This is a genomic window from Psychromonas sp., from assembly GCF_983033635.1.
This window is the reverse complement of the sequence record NZ_CEZLMY010000224.1, coordinates 1-1,141: the sequence shown is the minus strand read 5'-3', so window position 1 is coordinate 1,141 and position 1,141 is coordinate 1. Positions and strand designations below refer to the sequence as shown.

General features: G+C 43.2%; 2 protein-coding genes. Both read right to left on the bottom strand.

Annotated elements, in window-relative coordinates; translation table 11 throughout:
• On the bottom strand, nt 1–443 hold a 443-nt coding region (locus AC4GME_RS17355), incomplete at its 3' end, for a DedA family protein (protein WP_490379891.1).
• A gap of 130 nt (nt 444–573) precedes the next feature.
• Nucleotides 574–1,141: YgiW/YdeI family stress tolerance OB fold protein (locus tag AC4GME_RS17350; RefSeq protein WP_490379890.1), on the bottom strand; the 568-nt coding region annotated here is incomplete at its 5' end.

Below are 1,141 nucleotides of genomic sequence, written 5' to 3'. Positions count from 1 at the left end.
GCTAACAAATATCCCCAAAAAACAAACTGGCCAATACCGATCAATAGACCGACTGAGCTTAATAGAGTAAAACGACACCAGTTAATCTTCGCGCTTCCAGCCAGAAATGGTACAAACGCATTAACAGGCCCTAGAAGACGAGAAACCATCAGCACAGGAACTGTTTTTCTATGTAACAGAAAACGTGCCTTAGCAACATAACGTTTAGATTTAGGTAAACGCCTTACTAACCAGCGCAAACTTTTACCGCCGTGGTAACGACCAAGCAAGTAGCTAATTTGGTCTCCTAGGAAGCCTCCTAAAATGACAGCCAGCACAGCGACTATAACCCCCTCCTGCAGTTTTCCACCAGCAGAAAGCAGGAAGAGTTCACCAGGAACAAAAAGTCCGGAAATAAACAATGCATCTAGCAATGCACCAGTAAACAAAATGATTATATCCATAGTTTATTTCTCAACTGCTAAATTGTAATGGTAAAAACATGCTCAGAGCAGACTTAACCTGTCGATAGTGATTGGAGTTCATCTAACAGCGAAAACCGGCGCCAGGCCGGTGCGGCTAGATGATATGTGGCTATTTAGCTTTAACCACCTCAAGTCTGTCTACATCAAAAGTCAGACCTACATCTTCGTAATCTGCTTCTCCGTATAACACCACGGTATCTTGCGCTGTGATATCACGACCGTTAAATAGGTTGGCATTAATGTCTGCAATGATAGCGCCGCTGTCATCTGCGATAGTGTAACTGTCCCTGTCAATCTGGTTCTGGATGTGACCCTTTAAGACATATTCCTTTTCGTCAGCTTTAGCACCAGTAAGCACCATATCGAACAACCCGCTGCTCTCTCCTACATCTGTTTCACTTTTGAACTGCGCGATAGTGATGTGCGGTGCGCCGCTGTGCGCCGCTTGGGTGCCAACAAAAGCGGCATTAGCATTAGCTGCAAATAACATAGGCAGTGCGATTAAAGGTAATAATTTTTTCATGGTCAATTCCTCAGGTTTAAGTTTTAAAATAGTTGTTCTCAACAACATGTGGCTATCATAAGCGACGTCGTTTTCACCAGAAGTGAACCGCTTGTTCATCTTCCATTCACCTTTCAAAATAAAGCTCAGTGAAATAAAATGCGGATGTAAAACA